General features: G+C 68.3%; 16 protein-coding genes. 10 read left to right on the forward strand and 6 right to left on the reverse strand.

Annotated features, from left to right (window positions below; translation table 11 throughout):
• The first annotated feature begins 34 nt into the window (after positions 1-34).
• Positions 35-583, forward strand: a complete 549-nt coding sequence (locus BMZ21_RS07175; protein WP_091831317.1) for an NAD(P)H-dependent oxidoreductase — start codon at positions 35-37, stop codon at positions 581-583.
• A gap of 20 nt (positions 584-603) precedes the next feature.
• On the opposite strand, the gene BMZ21_RS07180 is transcribed toward BMZ21_RS07175, so the two are convergent.
• The gene (locus BMZ21_RS07180) at positions 604-1191 is read right to left on the reverse strand and encodes a biotin transporter BioY (protein ID WP_091831319.1); all 588 of its coding nucleotides are present in this window, start codon (positions 1189-1191) and stop codon (positions 604-606) included.
• A gap of 163 nt (positions 1192-1354) precedes the next feature.
• Positions 1355-2023, reverse strand: a complete 669-nt coding sequence (locus BMZ21_RS07185) for a GntR family transcriptional regulator (RefSeq protein ID WP_091831321.1) — start codon at positions 2021-2023, stop codon at positions 1355-1357.
• Between the two features lie 112 nt (positions 2024-2135).
• Between BMZ21_RS07185 and BMZ21_RS07190 the strand changes: the two genes are divergently transcribed.
• The gene (locus BMZ21_RS07190; RefSeq protein WP_091831323.1) at positions 2136-3056 is read left to right on the forward strand and encodes a pirin family protein; all 921 of its coding nucleotides are present in this window, start codon (positions 2136-2138) and stop codon (positions 3054-3056) included.
• A gap of 10 nt (positions 3057-3066) precedes the next feature.
• Complete coding sequence (locus tag BMZ21_RS07195; protein ID WP_091831325.1) at positions 3067-4011, forward strand: DMT family transporter; 945 nt, start codon at positions 3067-3069, stop codon at positions 4009-4011.
• Between the two features lie 10 nt (positions 4012-4021).
• Here the strand turns inward: BMZ21_RS07195 and BMZ21_RS07200 are convergent, their stop codons facing one another.
• A complete protein-coding gene (locus BMZ21_RS07200; RefSeq protein ID WP_091831326.1) occupies positions 4022-5251 on the reverse strand; it encodes an MFS transporter in 1230 nt (409 codons plus the stop codon).
• A 182-nt stretch (positions 5252-5433) separates the two neighbouring features.
• On the opposite strand from BMZ21_RS07200, the gene dxs reads away from it, so the two are divergent.
• Entirely contained in the window at positions 5434-7344 is a 1911-nt protein-coding gene (gene dxs / locus BMZ21_RS07205) for a 1-deoxy-D-xylulose-5-phosphate synthase (RefSeq protein WP_091831328.1), read from the forward strand.
• Positions 7345-7348: 4 nt separating this feature from the next.
• Positions 7349-8095, forward strand: coding sequence for a TlyA family RNA methyltransferase (locus BMZ21_RS07210; RefSeq protein WP_244543735.1), 747 nt, complete (start codon positions 7349-7351; stop codon positions 8093-8095).
• On the opposite strand, the gene BMZ21_RS07215 is transcribed toward BMZ21_RS07210, so the two are convergent.
• The gene (locus BMZ21_RS07215) at positions 8092-8577 is read right to left on the reverse strand and encodes a hypothetical protein (protein ID WP_143079663.1); all 486 of its coding nucleotides are present in this window, start codon (positions 8575-8577) and stop codon (positions 8092-8094) included. The two genes, BMZ21_RS07210 and BMZ21_RS07215, sit on opposite strands and share 4 nt — an antisense overlap.
• Before the next feature lie 88 nt (positions 8578-8665).
• Between BMZ21_RS07215 and BMZ21_RS07220 the strand changes: the two genes are divergently transcribed.
• From BMZ21_RS07220 to BMZ21_RS07230, 3 genes are all read left to right on the forward strand, one after another.
• The gene (locus BMZ21_RS07220) at positions 8666-9424 is read left to right on the forward strand and encodes an SOS response-associated peptidase (protein ID WP_091831334.1); all 759 of its coding nucleotides are present in this window, start codon (positions 8666-8668) and stop codon (positions 9422-9424) included.
• A 62-nt stretch (positions 9425-9486) separates the two neighbouring features.
• Complete coding sequence (locus BMZ21_RS07225; RefSeq protein ID WP_091831336.1) at positions 9487-11094, forward strand: gamma-glutamyltransferase family protein; 1608 nt, start codon at positions 9487-9489, stop codon at positions 11092-11094.
• A gap of 56 nt (positions 11095-11150) precedes the next feature.
• Positions 11151-12329, forward strand: a complete 1179-nt coding sequence (locus BMZ21_RS07230) for an AGE family epimerase/isomerase (RefSeq protein WP_167561564.1) — start codon at positions 11151-11153, stop codon at positions 12327-12329.
• Here BMZ21_RS07230 and BMZ21_RS07235 read toward each other — a convergent pair.
• Both BMZ21_RS07235 and BMZ21_RS07240 read right to left on the reverse strand, forming a co-directional pair.
• Entirely contained in the window at positions 12307-13713 is a 1407-nt protein-coding gene (locus BMZ21_RS07235; RefSeq protein WP_091831340.1) for an FAD-binding oxidoreductase, read from the reverse strand. The two genes, BMZ21_RS07230 and BMZ21_RS07235, sit on opposite strands and share 23 nt — an antisense overlap.
• Positions 13714-13731: 18 nt before the next feature.
• A complete protein-coding gene (locus BMZ21_RS07240) occupies positions 13732-14991 on the reverse strand; it encodes a class I SAM-dependent RNA methyltransferase (protein ID WP_091831342.1) in 1260 nt (419 codons plus the stop codon).
• 79 nt (positions 14992-15070) lie between these two features.
• On the opposite strand from BMZ21_RS07240, the gene BMZ21_RS07245 reads away from it, so the two are divergent.
• Positions 15071-16114: a cysteine synthase A gene (locus tag BMZ21_RS07245; RefSeq protein ID WP_091831344.1), complete on the forward strand. Its 1044-nt coding sequence runs from the start codon at positions 15071-15073 to the stop codon at positions 16112-16114.
• Positions 16115-16221: 107 nt separating this feature from the next.
• A complete protein-coding gene (locus tag BMZ21_RS07250) occupies positions 16222-16626 on the forward strand; it encodes an MOSC domain-containing protein (RefSeq protein ID WP_091831346.1) in 405 nt (134 codons plus the stop codon).
• Positions 16627-16629 lie beyond the last annotated feature (3 nt).

A 16629-nucleotide genomic window follows, 5' to 3' on the forward strand; every position in this document is an offset into this window, starting at 1 on the left:
GCGACATCCTGCTTTCGAACCGAAGGAGATCGCCATGACGCAGACGCTGATCCTGCTCTTCCACCCCGATTATCAGAGCTCGCGCGCCAACCGGGCATTGGCGGAGGCCGCGCGGAGCTGCCCGGGCACGGAGGTCATCGACATGCAGGCGATCTATCCGGATGGGCGGATCGACGGTGACGTGGAGGTCGCGCGGCTGCTGTCCGCCGAGCGCATCGTGCTGCAGTTCCCGGTGCAATGGTATTCGACGCCGCCGCTGCTCAAGGCCTGGCAGGACGCGGTGCTGACCCGGATGTTCTACATCCACTACGAGGCTGAGGGCGCCAGGCTCGCCGGCCGGCCCCTCATGGTCGCCGCGACCGCCGGTAACGTTCCCGAGGCCTACACGCCGAGCGGGGCCAACCTGTTCTCGCTGCGCGAGCTGCTGAAACCGCTGCAGGCGACGGCGCATCGCTGCGCCCTCGCCTGGCAGGAGCCGTTCCTGATCTATAATGCGCGCCGGGCCGACGCCGAGGCGCTGGCGGCGGCAGCCGCGCACTATGTCGCGCGGCTTGCCCGGCTCGAAGCGCGACAGGACGCTTGATCGGCCGGGATCGCGTCAGCTTAGGCCCGTTTGGCCTTGTTCGTGCGGACGAGCGCCATCAGAATCGCGGCGCCCAAGCCCGACTTGACCAGCGAGCCGAGCAGGAAGGGCACGACACCGACGAGCATGGCCTTCTCCGCACCGATCAGGGTGGAGAGCCAGAGGCCGCCGAACAGCAGGCAGAGCGCGTGGCCGAGCAGCATCGCGGCGAAGGCGAAAGCCGGCCGGTTGCCATTCCAGCCGCGCTCGGCAAGCCAGCCGACCAGTGCGGCGACGAAGGGGAAAGAAGCAAGGTATCCCGCGGTCGGGCCCATGAAGGGGGCGAGGCCGCCGCTGCCATTGGTGAGCACGGGCAGGCCGAGCGCCGCCTCGCCGAGCCAGGCGAGGATGGTGAGCGCGCCGAGCCGCCAGCCATAGAGCGCGCCGATCAGGATCACCGCCAGCGTCTGCATGGTCATCGGGACCGGCAGCATCGGCACGCTGATCTGCGAGGCGATCGCCAGGACGAGCGTACCGAGCAGGACGGCGGCGGCCTTGATATGGACCGGACGCGCCTGCAGCCCGAGCGGGCTGAAGCGGACAGGCGGAACGTAGCTGAGGTCACTCACGAGATCGTCTCCATCGATTCCATAATTATAGATAATTTTGTAGCTTGATCTATCGTAGAGTCCACAGCCGCTCCAGGAATGCAAGCGCGTCCGGCGCGCTCATCCGTGAGCGCATCGCTGCACAACTCCGCTGCGATCCTGCCCGCCGACAGACGAGCCGGCCTCAGCCCTGGATCGCAAAGACGTCCCGCGTCCCGCCGGCGGCGGTCCGCACCGGCTTGGAGCCGATCCACTGGACATGGCGGGCGAGGATGGCTGCCGCCTCATCCACCTGCCCGGCGCGCAACGCGGCGAGGATGGCGCGGTGGTCGTGGTCGGTGCGCGCCTCCCAGTCCGAGCGCCAGGCCGAGAACAGGAAACGCGCGCTGGCGGCATGGAGGTCGTCGATCGCCGCAAGCAGGCGCGGCATGGCGCAGGGCGTCACGATCAAACGGTGGAAGCGCCGGTTCGCCTCCTCCCAGGCGCGGACATCCGGAGAATTATCGCCGGCGCGGGTCGCTTCCTCGGCCTCGTCGAGGATGGCGCGCGTCAGATGCGGACCGGCATGGCGCAGCGCCAGAACCTCCAGCGCCGCACGCATCTCGGCGACCTCGCGGACCTCACGCAGGTCGAAGGCGGCGACGCGCACGCCGCGACGCGGCTCGCTGACGGCGAGCCCCTGTGCTTCCAGCCGCTGGAAGGCCTCGCGCACCGGGACATGGCTGGCGCCGAACTCGACCGCGACATGGTCCTGCCGCAGCCGCGCGCCCGGCTCGATCTGCCCGGAGATGATCCGCTCGGCGAGGATGCGGCTGATGCGGACCGGCAGGGTCTCTGATTTCTCTTTGGCCATGCATTATCGATAATTTCCCGCAGCATCGGCGTCGAGCCCGTGCGGCCGGCTGTGCCCTTGCCGTACACAGCATCCGGGGCCAGTCTCCCTTCCTTCACAGGAGGACATCGCCATGTCGCAGCTGCCCGATCATGACCCTGTCGCGGGCGATACACGCTCCTGCGAAGCGCTCGAGCAGGTCATCGTGCCGCGCGCGCATGATCTCGGCGGCTTCTCCGTCCGCCGCGCCTTGCCCTCGATCGGGCGCAAGATGGTCGGCCCCTTCATCTTCTTCGACCAGATGGGCCCGGCCGAGTTCCTGCTCGGCGAAGGCATCGACGTGCGCCCGCATCCGCATATCGGGCTCTCCACCGTCACCTATCTCTTCGACGGCGAGATCATGCATCGCGATTCGCTCGGCACGGCGCTGCCGATCCGGCCGGGCGCGGTCAATCTGATGACGGCGGGGCGCGGCATCGTCCATTCAGAGCGTACCGCGCCGGAAGAGCGCGTTAAGGCGCCCAAGCTCTATGGCATCCAGACCTGGCTCGCTCTGCCGAAGACGCATGAGGAGATCGCGCCGGAATTCATCCATCATGCCGCGCCCGAGCTGCCGCGCATCGTCGGAGAGGGAAAACGCGTCAGCCTGATCATGGGCTCGGCCTTCGGCGAGACTTCTCCAGTGAAATTCCCCTGGGACACGCTCTACGCCGAGGCCGTGCTGGCGCCGGGCGCGATCCTGCCGCTCGATCCCGACTATCACGAGCGTGCCGTCTATATCGTCACCGGCAAGATCGACATCGCCGGCGACGAGTTCGGCGCCGGCCAGCTCCTGATCTTCAAGCCGGGCGACCGGATCTCCATCCTCGCCGTCGACCAGAGCCGGCTGATGCTGATCGGCGGCGAGCCGATGGACGGCCCGCGCCATATCTGGTGGAACTTCGTCTCCTCATCGAAGGAGCGGATCGACCAGGCCAAGCAGGAATGGAAGACCGGCCGCTTCGACACCGTCCCCGGCGACGAGGAGGAGTTCATTCCGCTGCCGGAGCGCTGAACGTACCGACATGCCGGCCGAATCTCCCGATCGCCCTCCGGACGGCGCGCCGGATGCTTCGGATGGCGCGCGTTCGTCACGCAAACGGCTGATCGGCTTTCTCTGGGCGGTGCTGACGGTCTCGATCTTCGCCGGCTGGTTTGTGGTCACGCGCTTCAGCGTGACCCGCAGCCTGAACGTCTGGGACCTGACCGCGCTGCGCTACGGCATCGGTGCGATCCTGCTGGCACCGGTGCTGCTGCGCGATCTGCCGCCAAAGGCCTGGCGCAACGGCTTCATCTTCAGCGTCCTCTGGGGCGCTCCCTTCGCGGCCATGGTCGCGCTCGGCGTGCAGATGACCTCGGCCGGGCGCGCCGCCTCGGTGACGCCGACCCTGATGCCGGTCTTCGCCGGGCTGCTTGGCTGGCTGCTGCTGCGCCAGCCTCCCGGCAGGGCCAGGCTCGCCGGCTATGCCGCCATTGCCGCCGGACTCTGCGGCCTGGTCGTCTCGGCATCCAGCGGCGGGGTGGCGCCGAGCCTGCTCGGACTCGGGTTTCTGGCGCTGGCAGCGGCGATGTGGGCCGGTTACACGCTGCTCTTGCGCGGCAGCGGCCTCAACCCGATGCAGTCAGCGGCGCTGATCTGCTTCTGGTCGGGCCTGATCTTCGTTCCGCTCTATGTCGTCCTCGGCATCGGCCATCTCGGGCAGGCGCCGACAGCCGAGATCGCAGTCCAGGGCGTCTATCAAGGCGTGTTGATGAGCATCGTCGCGCTGATCAGTTTCAACCGCGCCGTGACGCTGCTCGGCGCTTCGGCAGCCGCGGCGATGATCGCGCTGGTGCCGGTCATCGCCTCGCTGCTCGCCATCATCGTCCTTGGCGAAATCCCCACAGCGGCAGAGGGTATCTCGATCGCGTTCATCGTCGCTGGCGTCCTGCTGGCGACGCGGCCGACGCCAGCCTCTGGCCGAGGTTGAGCCCGCCTTCTCAGGCGAGCTCTGAGACGTCGCGCAAGCGCGGCACCCGTGAAAAGCCGATGAGGAGAAGCTGGATGAGGAAGCCGGCGGTCGCCAGTTGCAGGCACGCGGCGATGCCGAGATGCGTTGCCACGGTAGCGCCGATCGCGGCGCCGACCGGGCGCGCGCCGAAGGTCGCGGTCATGATCAGCGCGGAGACGCGGCCAAGCATCGCATTCGGCGTGACCGCCTGGCGCAGGGTCATCGTCGAGATCGACCAGATGATCGGCCCGACGCCGAACAGGAAGAAGCTCGCCGCGACCAGATAGATGGAGGGAAACCAGAGCGTCGCGAGCATCACGCCGGCTGCACAGAGGCCGGCGAACGGCCCAAGCAGGATCAATGTACCGAAGGAGACCCGCCGGGCGACCTGGGACGCGCATGCGGCGCCGACGATCATACCCGCGCCGTAGATGCCCAGGGTGATGCCGACCTGCGTCGCGCTGAGGCCGAGATTCTGGACGGCATAGGCGACATAGACTGCCTGGAAGATGAACCAGGAGACGTTGAAGAACACCGCCGTCATCAGGATCGGCCTGAGCAGATCATGGCCGGCGACGAAACGCGCGCCTTCCTTGAGATCATGCAGCAGGTCGCGCCGCGGGCCGGACGGTGCCTCGTCCTTCGGCAGGCCGGCCAGCAGGAGCGCGGCGAAGATGGAGAGCCCGGCAGCAAGGCCATAGGCACTCGAGATGCCGATCCAGCCGACAAGCGCCCCGCCGAGCGCCGGACCGCCGGCATAGGCGGCGCTGCGCGCCAGCTCCAACCAGCGATTGGCGTCGGCGAGCCGCGCGCGCGGCACCACCGAGGGGACGAATGCCGGGGCGGCGACGCTGTAGCAGACGGTGCCGACGGCGCCGAGCGCACCGAGGACGCCGAGCCAGGTCAGGTCGAGACTGCCCAGAGCGAGCAGCAGCGGGATCGCCAGCAGCGAAACCGCGCGCAATACCTCCGTGCCGACCATGAGCCGCCGCCGCGAGGCGCGATCGACCATCAGGCCGGCCGGAATCGACAGCAGCAGAAAGGGCAAGGTCTGCGCCGTCTGCAGCCAGCCGGTCTCGGCCGGCCCCGCCGCGAGCAGCAGAACGGCGGCCAAAGGCGCCGCGGCCAAGGCGATCTGCTCCGAGAACTGGGCAAAGAGATTGGACCAGCCGATGCGGCGAAATGCCGTCGGCAATGGCGTGATATCGGCCGGTTGCATGACGTTAGTGTCCTCGGAAGCGGTTGTGAGGTCACCAAAATGCCTTGCCGGCATGGGAGCCACCCGTTTCGTGGGAAGGCAGGGCGCTCGCGCTGATGACGGCCGGATTTCCAACTCCGGTTTGCCAGCGCGCCACTCAGGCTCTATTTCCAGATCATCCCAGGGAAGGATCCGACAGCCTCGTGCCTCGCCCCAACACGCCGCTCCTCGACAAGGTGCCCGATCCGGCCGCATTGCGCCGGCTCGACGATGCGCAGTTGCGCCAGCTAGCCGACGAGCTCAGGGCCGAGACGATCGACGCCGTCTCGGTCACCGGCGGCCATCTCGGTGCCGGGCTCGGCGTGGTCGAGCTCACCGTCGCGCTGCATCATGTCTTCGACACGCCGCGGGACCGGTTGATCTGGGATGTCGGCCACCAGGCCTATCCGCACAAGATCCTGACCGGCCGGCGCGCCGAGATCCGCACCTTGCGCCAGCCGGGCGGGCTCTCCGGCTTCACCAAGCGCGCGGAGAGCGAATACGATCCGTTCGGCGCCGCCCATTCCTCGACCTCGATCTCGGCCGGGCTCGGCATGGCAGTCGGACGCGATCTCGCCGGAGGCAAGAACAACGTCATCGCCGTGATCGGCGACGGCGCCATGTCGGCCGGCATGGCCTATGAAGCGATGAACAATGCCGGGGCGACGGGCTCGCGGCTGATCGTCATCCTCAACGACAACGACATGTCGATCGCGCCGCCGGTCGGGGCGATGTCGGCCTATCTTGCTCGCCTCGTCTCGGGCCGGACCTATCGTTCGCTGCGCGAGGTCGCCAAATACCTCGCCGAGAGGCTGCCGCGCTTCTTCCATGAGAAAGCTAAGCGTACCGAGGAATATGCCCGCGGCTTCTGGACCGGCGGCACCCTCTTCGAGGAGCTCGGCTTCTACTATGTCGGCCCGATCGACGGGCACAATCTCGACCATCTGCTGCCCGTGCTGCGCAATGTCCGCGATGCGCAGACCGGGCCGATCCTCGTCCATGTCGTGACGCAGAAGGGCAAGGGCTATGCCCCGGCCGAGGCCAGCGCCGACAAATATCATGGCGTCGTCAAGTTCGATCCCGTGACCGGCCTGCAGGCCAAGGCGCCGGCGAATGCGCCGAGCTACACCAATGTCTTCGCCAACGCCCTGATCAAGGCGGCGCGCGAGGACGACAAGATCGTCGCCGTCACCGCCGCCATGCCGTCCGGCACCGGGCTCGACGCCTTCGGCAACGAGTTCCCTGGCCGCACCTTCGATGTCGGCATCGCCGAACAGCATGCGGTGACCTTCGCCGCCGGCCTTGCGACGGAAGGGTTCAAGCCTTTCTGCGCGATATACTCGACCTTCCTGCAGCGTGCCTATGACCAGGTCGTGCACGACGTCGCCATCCAGAAGCTGCCGGTGCGCTTCGCGCTCGACCGGGCCGGCCTGGTCGGCGCCGACGGCGCGACCCATGCCGGCGCCTTCGACATCGCCTATCTCGCCTGCCTGCCCGACATGGTGGTGATGGCGGCGGCGGACGAGGCCGAGCTGACCCACATGGTCGCGACCGCGGCCGCCTATGACGAGGGGCCGATCGCCTTCCGCTATCCGCGTGGCGAAGGCGTCGGCGTCGAGCTGCCGCAGCATGGCGTCCCGCTCGCGATCGGCAAGGGCCGGATCGTCAGGGAGGGGACGCAGGTCGCCCTGCTCTCGCTCGGCACGCGCCTTGCCGAATGCCTGTCCGCCGCCGACCAGCTCGGCCAGCGCGGACTTTCGACGACGGTCGCCGATGCCCGCTTCGCCAAGCCGCTCGACGAGGAGCTGATCCTGCGCCTCGCCAGGGAGCACGAGGTGCTGGTCACCGTCGAGGAAGGCTCGGTCGGCGGCTTCGGCAGCCACGTCCTGCAATTGCTGGCACGCGAGGGCGCGCTCGATCGCGGCCTGAAGATCCGCAGCCTGGTGCTGCCCGACATCTTCCAGGACCACAACAAACCCGAGGCGATGTACGCCGAGGCCGGGCTCGATGCGGCGGGCATCGTGCGCACCGTCGAACAGGCGCTCGGCCCCGCCAGCGTCATTCGCCGCGCCTGAACCCGTGACCACCGGCCTGCCACGCCGGGTGCGCGCCGACCTGCTGCTGGTCGAGCGCGGCCTGTTCGAAAGCCGGGCGCGGGCGCAGGCCGCCATCGCCGCCGGCCTGGTCCGCGCCGACGGTGTCGTGCTGCGAAAGGCTTCGGAGACTGTCCCCGACACGGCCGCAATCGAAGCGCAGGCGGCGCATCCTTACGTCTCACGCGGCGGGGTGAAGCTCGCCGCAGCGCTCGATGCCTTCGGCTTCGATCCCAACGGACTGACCTGCCTCGATGTCGGCGCTTCGACCGGCGGCTTCAGCGACGTGCTGCTCCGGCGCGGAGCCGCGCATGTCTATGCCGTCGATGTCGGCCAGGCGCAGCTGCACGAGAGCCTGCACGGCCATCCGCGCCTGACCAGCCTGGAGAGCCAGGATATCCGCACGCTCGATCCTGGCCTGTTTGGACAGGCACCGGCGCTCGCGGTGATCGATGTCAGCTTCATCTCGCTGAAGCTCGTGCTGCCGGCGGTGGCGCCGCTGCTCGCCGCGGAGGCGCGGCTGGTCGCGCTGGTGAAGCCGCAATTCGAGACGAAGCGTTCGGCGCTGAAGAAGGGCGTGCTGCGCGACGAAGCACTGCAGCAACAGATCTGCATGGAGATCGCAGACGCTGCCGCCGGCCTCGGCTTCGCCATTGCAGGACTCATCCCCTCCCCGATCGAGGGCGGCGACGGCAACCGCGAATTCCTGCTTGGCGGCGAGCGAAAGGCTTAGCTCGCCATCACGGCGTCGATATCGGCCTGTACCGCATTTGGATCGATATAGGCCGCCTCGCCCTGGCCATTGGCGTTGATGAAGGCGGTGGCGCGGGCGATCAGGCGGCGCAGCGACAGGCTGGCGACGTCGACGATCAGCCCCGGATCCTCCTCCGCCGGCATCTCGTCGAGCAGCGCCGTCGCCGTGTAGATCAGGCGGTCCATGGCGGCGCAGAGCGCATCGAAGCTGCGGGCATGGCTCTGATCGAGCCCGCGATAGGCCGCCATGGCCTCGCCTGCACAGCGCAACGGCGAGGCCGCGAAATGCTCGACATAGCCGAGGGCGCGCCAGGCCTTGAGGTCGCCGACGATCTCGCGGTCGATCGGCACCATCTCCAGCAGCATCAGCGCCTCGCTGTGCCGGTTGAGGTAGTCGGTCGAGAGTTGCGGAGCAGCTCCGCTCACCGCAGTCGGTGATGTCTCGGTGGCGGAAGCAGACATGAAGAGGCCCCGGAAGCACCGCGACTATGCTGTGCCAACCGCAAACAAAGTCTTGATCCGGTCACGATAAGGCGGAACACACCGGAGGATGTGTGGTCGCTATGCCGTTACCCTGCCGCCGGAGGCGATGCGCGAAGCCTTCGCCTATCGCGAGCAGCCGAACTTCCCGCCGCGCTACAATATCGCGCCGACGCAGCCGGTGCCGGTGGTGCGTCTCGACGAGGGCCGGCGCCAGTTCATCCTGATGCGCTGGGGCTTCATTCCCGGCTGGGTCAAGGATCCCAAGGACTACCCTCTGGTCATCAATGTCCGCAGCGAGAGTGCCAGCGAAAAACCGTCCTTCCGCGCCGCCCTCACCCGCCGGCGCTGCCTGATGCCGGCCGACGGCTTCTATGAATGGCACCGCCTCGGCGAGGGCCGCCAGCAGGAGAACAGGCCCTATCTCTTCCGCAGGCCGGATCGCGGCATCTTCGCCTTCGCGGCGCTGTGGGAGACCTGGCACAGCCAGGACGGCTCCGAGATCGACACGGTCGCGATCGTCACTGGCCCGGCGAACGGGCAGATGGCGGCGATCCATCACCGCTCGCCGGTCGTCGTGCCGCCCGAAGCGTTTGATGCCTGGCTCGATCCTTCGGCGGAGCCTGCCGCCGTGCAGAGCCTGATGCGCCCGCCACCAGACGATTTCTTCGAGATGTTCCGACTCGGCGCAGGCGTGAACAAGGTCGCCAATGACGGCCCGGCGGTGCAGGAGCCGTTCGACCCTGCTTCGGAACCGGCACCTGCTCCCAAGCCTGCCATGCGTTCCCGTCGGGGCGGCCCCGACGATGCACAGGGCAGCCTGTTCTAGCGCTGGCCATATCCGCGCGCTTACTCTGGTCCCAAACGAGACCAATAGTGGGAACGCACGACATGGATGGCCGCCGCCCGACGATGAGCTCCCTGCACGGCATGGTCGCCGCTGCCCACCCGCTGGCAGCGCAGGCCGGCGCGCGCATCCTCAGCCAGGGTGGCAATGTCTTCGATGCCGTCGGCGCGGTCGCGTCCGCACTCAACGTGGTCGAGCCGTTCATGTCGAGCCTTGCCGGCATGGGGTCGGCGATCATGTGGGTCGCTGCCGAGAAACGCGTCCGCGTGCTCGATTTCGTGCCGCCCGTGCCGGAGAGCTTCCCGCTCGAACGCTTCACGCAGCGCTCCGAGCTCGAGCGCGGGGCGCTCGCCGTCGCTCCGCCCGGCAACCTCGCCGGCTGGTGCGAGCTCAACCGCGCCTATGGCCGCCTTTCGCTGGAGCAGATCTTGGCGCCGGCGATCGCGCTCGCGCAGGACGGCTTCCCGATCGCCGAGTTCGGCGTGATCGAGTTCAACGAGCAGGCGCCCCTGCTGCGCGAACGGCCCGATCTCTACGAGAACTGGGCGCGAAACTATCTGCGCGACGGTGGGACGAGCGTCACGCTCGGGCAGATCCTGCGCCAGCCCGAGCTGGCCGCGACCCTGCGCGACATCGCCGCCAAGGGCCCCGATCATCTCTATCGGGGCGCGCTCGGCGAGACGATCACAAGCCATCTCAAGGCGCAGGGCGGCACGCTCACCATGTCCGATCTCGCCAAGGTCGCCCCGCGCTGGCGCGAGCCGCTCGCCGCCGACTATCGCGGCCGGCAGGTGCATGTGCCGCCGCCCGCCTGCGAGGGCTTCCAGTTCCTCTTGACCCTGCGCATCCTCGACGACTTCGACCTCGGCAAGCTCGAACGCAACGGCACCGAGCATCTCGACATCGTCTACCGCGCCATCCGCCTCGCCGCCGGCGTCCGGATCAACAACAACAACCCCAATCCCGAGAAGCTCGCCGAGATCCTGTCCGACGCCTTCGTCGAACGGCTACGGGCGCGGGTGCGCGACGGCAAGCCGATCGACGGCCCGACCGAGCAATGGATGCCGCAGGCGCCAGCGGGCGAAGACCCCGGCCACACCACCTCCTTCTCGATCGCCGATCGCGAGGGCAACCTGATCTGCGTGACGCAGAGCATCGGCAGCCCGTTCGGCAGCGGAGTCGTGGTGCCGGGCACCGGGATCACCCTCAACAACTTCCTCTATTGGGCCGATGTCCAGCCGGGCAGCCCGAACCGCTCGCTGCCCGGCTCGGAACTGCCGATGTGCATGTCGCCGACGCTCTCGACCAAGGACGGTGCGCCGGTCCTCGCGCTGGGCACGCCCGGCAGCTACGGCATCATGCAGACGCAGGTGCAGGCCATGGTCCAGCATGTCGATTTCGGGCTGCCGCTGCAGCATGCGATCGAGGCCCCGCGCGCCCGGCTCTGGGATGGCCGCGAGGTCGAAGTCGAAAACCGCATTCCTGCCGGGACGATCGCGGCGCTGGCCGAGCGTGGGCACGGCATCTTCGCCAATGAAGGCGGCTGGACGATGCGTGTCGGCGGCATGCAGGCGGTGTCGCGCGATCCAGCGAGCGGGCGGCTGACCGGTGCCTGCGATCCGCGCCGCGACGGCTATGTCGCGACGCCCTGAGCGGCCACAGCGCCACGTCGAGGCCCTTCGCCGGCGGCGCCAAGGATGGAAGCATTGTGAGCACGGCCCCCGACGATCTTCAGTCCTGGCTGACGGATACATTGCTGCCGGGCTGGATCGCCCGCGCCTACGACCCGTCGCGGCCCGGTTTCGTCGAGTATCTCAGGCCGGATGGAACGCCCGAGACCAGTGACCTGCGTACGACGCTGGTCACGGCCCGGCTGACCTATGTCTTCAGCCACGCGCATCTGCTGGGGGTCCCGGGGGCGCTTGCCGCCGCGCGCCACGGCCTCGCCTTCCTGACCGGCGCCTGCCGGCGCGCCGACGGGCGCTTCGTCCATTCCTGCACTGAGCGTGGCGAAATCGTCGTTGGCGAGACCGACTTCTACGACCTCGCCTTCGTGCTGTTCGCGCTCGGCTGGTTCGCGAAGGCGACCGGCGAGACGGACGTGCTGGCAATCGCCGGCGAGGTGATGGACTTCCTTGATGGCGAGCTGGCCGACCCCGCCGGGGGCTTTCGCGAGGACACGCTGGGTACGCAGCCGCGGCGGCAGAACCCGCATATGCATCTGCTCGAGGCCTGCCACGCCCTCGCGGCGAGGTCGCACGACCCGCGCTGGCTGTCGACGGCCGACAGGCTCGTGCAGCTGATGCGGGAGCGGATGCTGGACGCCAATGGCACGCTCGGCGAGTTCTTCGGCGAGGACTGGGCGGCCCTCCCCGGCTCGCGCGGACTGATCCGCGAGCCCGGCCATCATTTCGAGTGGACGTGGCTGCTCTATCACCATGAGCGATTGACCGGGTCGGCCGAAGCTCGCGAGACGGCGCGCAAGCTCCATGCGTTCGGGCAGCGTCAGGTCGACGCTACCGCCAGTTCATTGCGGCTCGTCGTGAACGAGGTGGACCCGGCAGGGCGCGTGCTGAACGGCGCTGCGCTGCTCTGGCCTCAGACCGAATACCTGAAGGCGCTCGTCGCACGCATCGAATTCGAGGGCGACGCCGATGCCGCAGCACGGCTCGACCAGCATCTGCGCCTGATGTTCCGGCACTTCGTCGATCGCGAGAGCGGAATCTGGGTCAACCAGCTCGACCACCGGGGGCAGCCGATCAGCGACAGGGTCCCTGTCCGGGTGCTGTACCATCTGGTGCTGGCGCTCGCCGAGGTCTGCCGCGTCACCAAGGGCGACACGGCCTTCCAACGACCCTCGCCCGCTACAGCACCGAACCGGGATTGAGCAGACCCTTGGGATCGAGCGCCGCCTTCACCGTCCGCATCAGGTCCAGCTCGACCGGGTCCTTCACGCCGGGCAGGAGTGAGCGCTTGAGGCGTCCGATGCCGTGCTCGGCCGAGATCGAGCCCTTGAGCTCGGTGACGATGGCGTGGACCGCCTCGTTCATCGCGCCCCAGCCGGCGAGATAAGCGGCCTTGTCGGCCCCGACCGGCTGGCTGACGTTGAAATGGATGTTGCCGTCGCCGAGATGGCCGAAGGGCACCGGCCGGCAGCCCGGCACCAGCGCCTCGACAGCGGCGATCGCGCGCTTCAGGAACTCCGGCGTCGCCTGGATCGGCACGGAGACGTCGTGCTTGATCGAGCCGCCCTCATGGGTCTGCACCTCCGAGAGCATCTCGCGCAGCTTCCAGAGATCGGCGCGCTGGCCGAGCGAGCCGGCGAGCACGGCGTCGGTCACGAGACCCTCCTCGAGCGCCTCGCCGAGGAAAGCCTCGACGGCGTCGCTAAGCCCGGTTTCGGCTTGGGCGCTGACCTCCATCAGCACATACCAGGGCGATGGCTCGGAAAGCGGATCGCGGGCGCCGCTGGCATGGCGGACGACGAAGTCGAGGCCGATGCGCGGCATGATCTCAAAGGTGGTGAGCGTGCCGCCGGCACTGGCCTTTGCCTTGTTCAGCAAGGCGAGCGCGGCCTCTGGATCGGGCACGGCAAGGAAGGCGGTGGCGCGCGCCGCCGGCAGCGGGAAGAGCTTCAGCACGGCGGCGGTTATGATGCCGAGCGTACCCTCCGAGCCGATGAAGAGGTTCTTGAGGTCGTAGCCGGTGTTGTCTTTGCGGAGCTGGCGCAGGCCGTTCCAGATGCGGCCATCGGCCAGCACCACCTCGAGGCCGAGGCAGAGCTCGCGGGCATTGCCATAGGCGATCACCGCCGTGCCGCCAGCGTTGGTGGACAGATTGCCGCCGACCGTGCAGGAGCCCTCGGAGGCCAGCGAAAGCGGGAAGAGCCGGCCTGCGGCCTCGGCCGCCTCCTGCGCACGCTGCAAGGAGACGCCGGCTTCGACCGTCATGGTGTCGCCCGCGGGATCGACCGAGCGCACCTTATCGAGCCGCTGCAGCGAGAGGATGATCTCCCGGCCCTCGGCGATCGGGATCTGCCCGCCGACCAGGCCGGTGTTGCCGCCTTGCGGCACGACGGTCGCGCCGTTTTCGCTTGCCCACCTCATCACGGCCGAGACTTCGGCCACGGAGCCCGGCCGGACGACGGCCTGCGCCTTGCCGCGGAAGAGATCACGCCATTCCTTGAGATAGGGCACCATCGCGTCGGGGTCGCTGATGACGTTCCTGGCACCGACGATACCGGCCAGAGCTTCGATAACGGACGCGCTCATCCTGCCTCCAAGGCGATCTTATCTGCGGCCGGCGGCGGCCTTGCGGAAGACGCCGACGAGTTCGATATGGGCGGAATAGCGGAACTGGTCGACCGGCGTCACGCGCTCAAGCGCATAGCCGCCTGCGACCAAAAGCGCTGCGTCGCGGGCAAAGCTGCCGACATCGCAGGAGACATAGGCGATGAGCGGCACCTTCGAGACCGCGAGGCGCCTGACCTGCGCCTCCGCGCCAGCGCGGGGTGGATCGAGCACGACGGCATCGAAAACGTTGAGCTCGTGCTCCAGCAAGGGGCGGCGGAAGAGGTCGCGCGCCTCCGCAGCAACCGGCTTCAGGCCTTGCGTATGGTTGGCGGCCCGGCTCAGCGCCTGAATCGCGGCCTTGTCGCTCTCGAAAGCCGAAACCTGCGCCTTCTCGGCGAGCCGAAGGCTGAACGGACCGCAGCCGGCGAAGAGGTCGGCGACACGCTTTGCCTTCGGGATCGCCTCGAGCACCAGGCGCGACAGGATCGCTTCGCCCTCCGCGGTCGCCTGCAGGAAGCCGCCGGGGGCTGGCGTCACCGCGGCCTTGCCCATCAGCTGGAAGGGCGCGCGCCGCTCGACGATGATCTCGCCATGCATGGCGAGCCGGGCGAGATCGAGCCGCTCGGCGGCTTCGGTGAGTTGCCGGCGCAGGCTGTCGCCGGCTGGCCCGTGGCCGCGGATGTCGACGTCCAACCCGGCCTGCGAGGCGGTGAGCTGGATGTCGAGCGGCTTGTTCGAGGCGCGCAGGCGGTTGGCGAGATGCTGCGCCACGATCGGCGCCCGCTCCAGCCCCGGCGCCAGCACCGGGCAGGTTTCGACCTCGATCAGGTCGTGTGTACCTGCCACCATGAAGCCGACGCGCATGCCTTCATCCTCGCGCCTGGCGTGGAAGGTGACGCGCCTGCGGCCAGCGCCATGTGCATCGACGACAGGAAGCACCTCTGTCTCCAGCCCGGCGCGGGAGAGCACCGTCACCACTTGCTGGCGCTTCCATTCGGCATAGAGCCCCTCGCCCATATGCTGCGCCGCGCAGCCGCCGCAGCGGGTGAAGAGCGGGCAGATCGCGGCAACGCGCGAGGCCGAGGGCGTCAGGATCTCGACGACCTGCGCGCGGTCGCCGTCGCGCACGACCCGCACACTCTCGCCCGGCAAGGCGAAAGGCACGAAGACCGGGCCGCCCGTCGTCTCGGCTACGCCGTCCCCGCGCTGGCCGAGCCGCGCGATCGCGAGCGTTTCATTCATGGCGAGGGCGGACATGTGTTTCCAGATCGTGACGTGATTGCGGGTTTGGCCTATCAGGTGGCGAGCGACAGGGAAATGGCTGGAGTTGCCTGACATGACTATCCGCAACGGCGTCGTCGAAGCGATCGGCAACACACCCCTGATCAAATTGAAGCGCGCTTCGCAGGAAACCGGCTGCGAGATCCTCGGCAAGGCCGAGTTCATGAACCCCGGCCAGTCGGTCAAGGACCGCGCCGCGCTCGCCATCATCCGCGACGCCGAGAAGAGCGGCGCGCTGCGCCCCGGCGGCGTCATCGTAGAGGGCACGGCCGGCAATACCGGCATCGGCCTCGCGCTCGTCGGCAACGCGCTCGGCTATCGCTCGGTGATCGTCATCCCGGAGACGCAGAGCCAGGAAAAGAAGGACATGCTGCGGCTCGCCGGCGCGACGCTGGTCGAGGTCCCGGCCGTCGGCTACGTCAATCCGAACAATTACGTGAAGGTCTCCGGCCGCCTCGCAGAAGAGCTGGCCCGAACCGAGCCGAACGGCGCGATCTGGGCCAACCAGTTCGACAATACCGCCAACCGCCAGGGCCATATCGAGACCACCGGCCCGGAGATCTGGCAACAGACCGATGGCAAGGTCGACGGCTTCGTCAGCGCCGTCGGCACGGGCGGGACGCTCGCCGGTGTCGCCATTGCGCTGAAGGGCTTCAACCCGAAGATCCGCATCGCCCTCGCCGACCCGATGGGCGCGGCGCTCTACGCCTACTACACCACCGGCGAACTCAAGGCCGAGGGCTCCTCGATCACCGAGGGCATCGGCCAGGGCCGGATCACGGCGAATCTCAAGGACGCGCCGATCGACGTCGCCTTCCAGATCACCGACGAGGAAGCGATCCCGCTCTGCTTCCAGCTGCTGGAGGAAGAGGGCCTGTGCCTCGGCGGCTCCTCCGGCATCAACGTCGCCGGCGCGATCCGGTTGGCGAAGCAGATGGGGCCCGGCCACACCATCGTGACCATCCTCTGCGACTACGGCACGCGCTATCAGTCGAAGCTGTTCAACCCGGAGTTCCTGCGCTCGAAGAACCTGCCGGTGCCCGGTTGGCTGGAGCGCGATGGCGGGCTGAAGGACGTGCTGACGAAGGTAATGGCCTAGACGCCGTGCGCCCGCCGACCGGATCACTTCTCTCCGCGCTGCTGAATGCGCCGATCCGTCAAGGTCGGATCGTCTGGATCGGATTGCGACCGGCACGACGTGCTGCGATGACCAGCGTCGAGACGGCCACGGCGAGTGCGGCGGAAGGCCTTGTCGGCGATCGCTATAGCGGCCGGAGCGGCTCGCGGCAGGTCACGCTGATCCAGCGGGAACATCTCGCAGCGATCGCCAGCCATCTCGGGCTGGAGGGGGTCGCTGCGGAGCAGCTGCGCCGCAACATCGTCGTCGAAGGCATCAACCTCGCGACCTTGAAGGGCCATCACTTTCGCCTCGGCGGCGCCATCCTCGCCTGGACCGGCGAATGCCATCCCTGCTCACGGATGGAGGAGGTTCTCGGCCAGGGCGGCTACAACGCCGTGCGCGGCCATGGCGGCATCACGGCGCGGGTGATCGAAAGCGGAGCGATCGCGATCGGCGACAGGCTGGAGCGGCTTCCCGCAACCAGCCTGTAACTG

Source organism: Allobosea lupini, assembly GCF_900109525.1.
Taxonomy (GTDB): Bacteria; Pseudomonadota; Alphaproteobacteria; order Rhizobiales; family Beijerinckiaceae; genus Allobosea; species Allobosea lupini.